Source organism: Salipiger sp. (assembly GCF_059781815.1).
Genome location: NZ_JBYNAH010000243.1, coordinates 1 through 7,523 on the forward strand (window position 1 = coordinate 1; position 7,523 = coordinate 7,523).

Annotated in this window: 3 protein-coding genes; all 3 read right to left on the reverse strand. The window is 69.3% G+C overall.

Annotation, left to right across the window (positions count from 1 at the left end; all coding sequences use genetic code 11):
- A partial coding sequence (locus AC6RA4_RS21315; protein WP_500163742.1) for a MupA/Atu3671 family FMN-dependent luciferase-like monooxygenase occupies positions 1-4,579 on the reverse strand: 4,579 nt, incomplete at its 3' end.
- 5 nt (positions 4,580-4,584) lie between these two features.
- On the reverse strand, positions 4,585-5,607 hold the full coding sequence (locus AC6RA4_RS21320; RefSeq protein ID WP_500163744.1) for a glycosyltransferase family 2 protein: 1,023 nt from the start codon (positions 5,605-5,607) through the stop codon (positions 4,585-4,587).
- 4 nt (positions 5,608-5,611) lie between these two features.
- Positions 5,612-7,523: thioesterase domain-containing protein (locus AC6RA4_RS21325; protein ID WP_500163745.1), on the reverse strand; the 1,912-nt coding region annotated here is incomplete at its 5' end.

Below are 7,523 nucleotides of genomic sequence, written 5' to 3' on the forward strand. Positions count from 1 at the left end.
GTGCTGGTGCCGGGGCCGCGGCGCGCTTCGGCGCGGCAGCCGGGGCGGCGCCGGGATCGACGAGACCGACCACCCGCGCGGTCAGATCCGCCAGCACCGGGAAGCGGAAGATGTCGGTGATCGACAGCCCCTTGGCGCCCAGCTCATCGCGGATCGAGCGGTGCGCCTGCACCGCCAGCAGCGAGTGGCCACCGAGGTCGAAGAAGTTGTCGCGCCCCGAGATCTCGGCCACGCCCAGCACCGTCGACCAGATCTCGGCGATCTGCGCCTCGACCTGCGCGCTGCCTTGCCCTGCCCCGCGCGCCGGGACCGGCGCCGCGGCGGGCTTTGCCTCGGGCGCCGGAGGCGCTGCGACAGCCGGCTTCGGCGCGGCGACCTTGGCCATGGGCTTCGGCAGCGCCTTGCGGTCGACCTTCTTGTTCGGCGTCAGCGGGAAGCTCTCAAGCCGCATCAGGTGCGACGGCACCATGAAGCTTGGCAGATCGGCGCCCATGGCGTCCTTCATCGCCGCCTCGTCGAGCGCCGTCTCGGCGGTGTAGTAACCCACGAGGCGGATGTCGCCCGGCTGGTCCTCTCGCGCGGCGACCACCGCCTGCGTCACCCCCGGCTGCGCCTCCATCACCGCCTCGATCTCGCCAAGCTCGATGCGGAAGCCGCGGATCTTCACCTGATGATCGACGCGCCCGATGAAATCGATGCGCCCGTCCATGCGGCGGCGCACCAGATCGCCGGTGCGGTACATCCGCCCGCCATGGAACGGGTTCGGCAGGAAGCGCTCGGCGGTCAGTTCCTCGCGGCCCCAGTAGCCGCGCGTCACGCCCTCGCCGCCGATCCACAGCTCACCCGGCTGACCCACGCCCACCGGGCGCATCTCGTCATCGAGCACGTAGAGCTGCTGATTGGCCAGCGGCAGGCCGATATTGACCACGCCATCGCCGGGCCCGGCGGCCTCGGTCGAGGACCAGATCGTGGTCTCGGTCGGGCCGTACATGTTGGTGACGCTGGCCTCGGTGATCTTGCCGAACTCCTGCACCAGCGCGCCGGGCAGCGGCTCGCCGCCAAGGAAAAGGTGCTGCACCTTCGAGAGCGCGTAGCGCGCCTCGTCGTTCATCGCGATCATCCGCGCCATCGAGGGCGTGCATTGCAGATGCGTGACCTCGTGGCGCAGGATCTGCGCCGCAATCGAGAAATCGCCCGCATCGAGCTCGGGCGCCACGTTGGCCCCCTGCACCACCTGCGCCAGCGGGCGCAGCCCGTCGAGCACCTGCTCGCGCTCGATGCCATAGTCGATCAGGCAGGCGATCTCGCCCACGCCGATGCGCTTCAGCTCCTCGGTGCGCTCGAGCGCGTCCTCGACGGTACCAAAGAGGCCACTGTCGTTGAAATAGCGCTCGAAGGCGAAGTCGAGGATGGCGTCGAGCTCCTCGGGGGTGAGGATCTCGAGATCGAGCTCGAACGGGTTGTTGAGCCCCTGCGGCCGCTTGAAGGCCGGGAAGGCCCAGGCGTATTGCTTGATGAGGCCAGCGGCGGAGCGCAGGTAGTCCTTCATCGGCTCGCGGGCGACCTCGCGCGCCTCCTCGCGGGTGGCGGCCACGAAGGTGTGCAGCATCAAGGTGACGGTGAAGTCCTTCGGATCATGCCCCGCCTCGCGCAGCGCGCCGTGATAGAGCCGGATCTTGTCGGCGACCTCGTCGACCGACTGGCCGAGCAGGTGGGTGAGCACGTTGCAGCCCAGCCGCCCCGCCTCTTTCCACGTCTCGGGGTTGCCGGCGGTGGTCACCCAGACCGGCAGCTCGGCCGAGACCGGGCGCGGCTGCGTCACCACCTCGTGCAGGGTGCCGTCCTTGCGCGGGAAGCCGACCTTTTCGCCGCGCCACAGACGGCGGACCTGGTCGATATTCTCGAGCATCGCGGGCTTGTTGTTGGGCGGGGTGTTCTCGGGGCGCAGCACGAAATCGTCGGGCTGCCAGCCCGAGGCGATGGCCAGCCCGGCGCGCCCGTTGGTGAGGTTGTCGATCACCGCCCATTCCTCGGCGATGCGCGCCGGATGGTGCAGCGGCGCGACCACCGAGCCGGACCGCACGGCGATGTTCTGCGTCACCGCGGCGACGGCGGCACCGGTCACCGAGGGGTTCGGATAGGGGCCGCCGAAGGCGTGAAAGTGCCGCTCGGGCGTCCAGACCGCGCAGAAACCGTTCTGGTCGGCGAACTTGGCGCCTTCGAGCAGCAGCTTGTACTTGTCGCGCCCGGCGCCGTCATCGTTGCCCCAGTAGTAGATCGAGAACTGCATCGAGCGGTCCGAAAGCGGCATCGGCCCGTTCGAGATCAGCGCCCGGTCCTCGTCCGAGGTCAGCACGACCATGAAGCCGCGCGCGGTGGTGTAGAACAGCTCGAGCACCGAGATGTCGAAGCTCAGCGAGGTCACCGCAAGCCACGTCCCCGCCGGGTCGTGCGGCACGTTGGCATCCATGCCGAGATAGAAGTTCAACACGTTGCGATGCTCGATCATCACGCCCTTGGGGGTGCCGGTCGAGCCGCTGGTATAGATCAGGTAGGCGAGATCCTCCGGCGTGCTGGCCGGGCCGGGATTGGCGGTTGGCGCCTGCGGCAGGCGCGGGTCGGCGTCGATCACCAGCAGGTCGGCGCTGTGCTCGGGCAGATCGCTCTTCAGCGCCGCTTGCGTGACGATCACCGGTGCGCCACTGTCGGCAATGTAATGGCGCAGGCGATCCGCCGGATAGGCCGGGTCGAGCGGCAGATAGGCCCCGCCCGCCTTGAGGATGCCCAGCGCGCCGACCATGAGGTCTACCGAGCGGCGGGTAAAGAGCCCGACGACGCTGCCCGCGCCCACCCCCATGCCACGCAGCACATGCGCCGCCTGGTTGGCGCGGGCGTTGAGCTGGGCATAGGTCAGGCTCTGATCTTCGAAGACCAGCGCCACGGCGTCGGGTGTCCTGGCGACCTGCGCCTCGAAGGCGGCCTGCATGGTCAGGCTGCGATCGTGGGCCTCTCCGGTGGCGTTCCAGAGGTTGAGCACCATGTCGCGCTCGGCCTCGGGCAGAACCGGCAGGCTGGCGAGCTCCGAGTGCCCCTGCGCCTCGCGCGCCATCATCTCGAGCCGCGCGGCGAGCAGTTCCGCCTGCGCCTGCGGCAGACGCCCGGTATCGGTGTGCAGGGTCGCGCCCTCGGCGGTCAGCTCGACGGTGATTGCGGTGCCAAGGATGTGGCCCGCGCCAAAGCTCAGGCCGATATGCGGCACCTGCGGCGCGCCGTGAAGCTGCGGCTCGCGCGCCGGCAGGTCGGTGGCAAAGCCCTTGCGTTTCTGCACATTGGCCAGCTCCGCCTCGAGGCTCTGTCCCAGCGTCTCCACGCTACCGGTTGCCTCGACCCGCAGCGGCACCCAGGGCGCGATGACCCCGCCCGAGGCCAGCCCGGTCAGAGCAGCATCGGCATAGGCCAGATCGCAGATCTCGTGCCCGTCGAGCCGCGCCGCCCAGGCGCAAGCGATGACATGCGCCGGAACGGCAATGCCCAGAGCCAGCGGGCGCGAGACGACCTCGCCCTGCGACTTGCCAAGCCCCTGAAGCTCTGCCGGAGACAGCGCTGCCAGACGCTTGCGCCAGTGGCCCTCATGCGGCGCGACCTGCGCCACCGCCTCGGCGATGGCCGCACGCTCGGCCTCGGACACAAGCTCCAGAGCCTCGCCCGGCTTGCCGACCTGCGCCACCAGCGCCAGAGCGCCGCAGACATGGGTGAAATGCGCCATTCGCAGCGCGCCGCTGCCGCAGGCCACCGTCAGGTGATCGTCGGTCGCCTCGAGCACCGCGCCCGGCGCGCCGCTGCCCTCGACCGCCCTCGCCTCACCGACCAGCCAGAACGCGCCGCGCGCGCGCAGCTTCGGCGCCGAGAGCGGGTTGGCATAGCCGCCGTGATCGAGCGCGCGCACCAGCCGCGCCAGCTCGGGCGCAGGCCGGGTGAAATCGAGCAGCCCGTGCGCCGAGGGCCGGTCGGCCAGCGCGTGGTAGCTGCGCAGCGACAGGTCCTGCGGGAAGCGGCGCAGCCCGTGCTCGAGCTGTTCCATCAGGTCACCAAAGCTGTCGATAGCGGCCTCGTAGGCCTTGGTGTTGAGGGTCAGCGCGGTGTCAGACGGTGCGATGTCGAAGCCGCGCGAGACGAGGATGTCGCCCTCGTCGACGCCGCCCTCGATCATGTGCCAGGTCACGCCGTGACGGCTCTCGCCCTCGATCAGCGCCCAGACCGGCGCGTTGAGCCCGGCATGGCGCGGCAGCGGGCCGTCGTGGAAATTGATCGCGCCCTTGGCGGGCAGCGCCAGAACGGCGGAGGGGATGATGTCGAGATTGGCGATGGAGAGCAGCCAGTCGAAGGCCAGCCCCTCGAGCCGCTCGGCCAGCCCCTTGCCGGGTGCCACCACCGTCAGCCCACGCCCCGCCGCCCAATCGGCGATATCGGGGTTGCGGGTGATCACCGCCCGGATCGGATGCCCCGCCGCCAGAAGCTTCTCGCTGCATTGCACGAGGAGGGATTCATTGCCCATCACCACGCTGGAAAACTGCGCCATACTGCCTACTCCGACTGTGCCCCAAGAACCGCCGCCGACACCGGGCCAGGTTTGGTTTCACGTGTGACCGGCAGGGGCCGGATCATCGCCTTGAGGTCATGAAACACGAGATCGCGCAGGAAATGGTCGGGATCGGCCTGCGCCTTGCGCTGCAGCACCCGCCGCAGCCTCCAGAACAGCCCGCCCGCCAGATGCGCGAGCGTTGCCACGGCCGCATAGGCGCGCCCGTGGTTCTTGGTGAAATAGTGCCAGCGGCTGTCGAGCCAGAAGCCCGGTACCCGCGCCCAAGTCTTCATCCCCGTCGAGACCGACCCGATATGGGTGACCTCGCTGTCGCGGACATAGTGGGTCTCGTAGCCGGCGCGCTTGGCACGCAGGCAAAGGTCGGTTTCCTCGAAATAGAGGAAGAAGGTCTCGTCGAAGAGGCCGATCTCGTCGAGCACGCTCTGCCGCATCATCAGCGAGGCCCCGGCCAGCCAGTCGACAGGCTGCGTCTGCGACGGCATCTCGAGCGGCACGCGCCTCAGATGCAGCAGGCGCGAGATCGGGCCGAACCGGGCCGCGCCCTCGAGCTCGGACGCGATCGAGGGGAAGCGGAACGCGGTGATATGCGGATCGCCCGCCTCACCGTGGATGTAGCTGCCGGCAAAGCCCGCCTCGGGATGGCTCTCGAGATGGTCGAGCAGCGCAGTCAGGCTGCCCGGGTCCGGGAAGGCATCGGAGTTCAGCGCATAGACGTAGTCGGGGGCGCTGCCGTCTGACCAGCCGGCGCGGATGCCGACGTTGTTGCCGGCGCCAAAGCCGCCGTTGCGGCCCGACTGAAGCAGCCGGATCGGCGCGCCCTGCGCCCAGTCCTCGGAGGCCAGCGCCGCCTGCATCACCTCGAACGAGCCGTCGCCGCTGTCATTGTCGACGATCACCAGTTCGGCGTTGAGCCCCTGCATCTCACGCAGCGCCGCCTGCACCGAGCGCAGCGTCATCTCGGGCGTTCGGTAGTTCAGCGAGACGATCAGAAGCTTCGGACCCATGACGTTACTCCGCCGCCCGGTGGCCGCCCCGGCCGGGGAAATCGACCACTTCCGAACCCCCGCGCAGCTCCACCTCAGCGCTCGTGATGGCCTCGCGCATCAGCGCCGCCAGCACCCGCACATTGGGCTCGAGCACCATGCCGTCGTGATCGCCGGGCACCTCATGCACCTCCACATGCGGCACGTACTGGCTCCAGTCGTTGTCATGCATCACGTAGGCGCGCTCGGCGTTGACCATGCGCCCCTGCGAGACCTGCCACTTGCCCACCATCGGCGGGCGGTAGAGCACCAGGCGGCCCTGCCAGGGCGTGACCTTGTACTGCGCCACGGCGGTCAGGAAGGCGGCCTCGATCTCGGCATTGTGGAAGCTGTGCTGTTCGGCGGTGTCCTCTTTCGCCTGCCGCTTTTCGATTTCCCAGCGGATGCGGTTGCGGGCCCAGACCAGCGGGTAGAACAGCCCCTTGGCCTTCAGTTCCTGCATCTGGATCAGCATCCGGTCCTTTGGCTCGAGCGGCCGGCGGGTGGGCAGCGGCGTATCGAGCAGAACGCAGAGCGCCACCGTCTCGCCCATCGCCTCGAGCTGGCGAGCGATCTCGAAGGCGGTGATACCGCCGCCGGAGAAACCGCCGACCATGTAGGGCCCCTCGGGCTGCACCTGCCGCATCTCGGCGATGTAATCGCGCGCGGCCTCCTCGATGCTGCCATGCGGATCCTCGCCGCCGTAGAGCCCGCGCGCCTGCAGGCCGTAGAACGGCCGGTCGGCGCCCAGCAGGTTGGCGAGGTGGCGCAGGTTCAGCACGTTGCCGAACATGCCGGCGACAAGGAAGAACGGCGTGCGCGGCCCGCCCTCGCCATCGTGCATCGGCACGAGATGGGTGAAGCGGCGCTCGGGCGCCCGGGGTGCGGCCTCGGTGCCGTCTTCCGCAGTGGCGGAGATGCCCGCCTGCTCGGCGATCATGCCGGCGCATTTGCGGATCGTGGGCGCCTCGAACAGCACCGAGATCGGGAACTCGACGCGGTAGGCCTTCTTGACCATCGAGAACAGCCGCACCGCGATGAGACTGTGCCCGCCAAGGTCGAAGAAGCTGTCCTCGACACCGACATTCTGCACCCCCAGCAGCTCTTCCCAGAAGCCCAACAGCGTGCGCTCGATATCATTTTCGGGCGCGACGTAATCGCCGTCGAGCTGGGGCCGGTCGAATTTCTGCACCTCGCCCTTCTCGGCGGTGGCGGCGGCGGTCTGGCGGGTGAGCTGGTCGAGATCCATCGACGAGATCACCACCTGCGGCAGCCCCAGCGCCAGCGCGCGGGCAAAGGCGGTCGCGCCCTCGTCGGGCAGGATGCCCTGGCTCAGGTTGTGGGCCAGCCGCTCCTCGGCGGGCGAGAGCGGCTGCGCGCCGCCCGAGGCGCCGTCGATCTCGAGCTCGGCAGCGGTGAGGCGCGGCGCGGCGTGCAGGATGTCGGGCTGGGCGAGTTTATGGATGGTGAACCCCGAGATCTCCACCAGCACCGCGCCATCGGGGGCCGAGAGCGTGATGTCGAAGCTCGCGGTCTCGGCATCGGCGCGGTTCTCGGCGGCGTTGCGGACCCAGCTGACGATATGGTCGGTCAGCGGCGCGTGCACGCGGACGCGGGCATAGCTCACCGGCACCCAGAGATGGGTCGGCTGGTAACCCTCGATTAGCTCCATCGCCCAGCCGGTAGCGATGTCCATCAGCGCCGGGTGCAGCAGGCAGCCATCGCCCTGCGCGGCCTCGGCCAGAGACAGCACGGCGATGCCCTCGCCGCAGCCCAGTGCGCGGCTGTCGAGCACGCGCCAGCGCGGGCCGAAGGCGAGCTGAACCTCCTGCGCGGTGGCAAGCTTGCCACCGTCCGCCGCCACCACGGGCTTCCCACAGCGGGCGCGGATCGCGGCA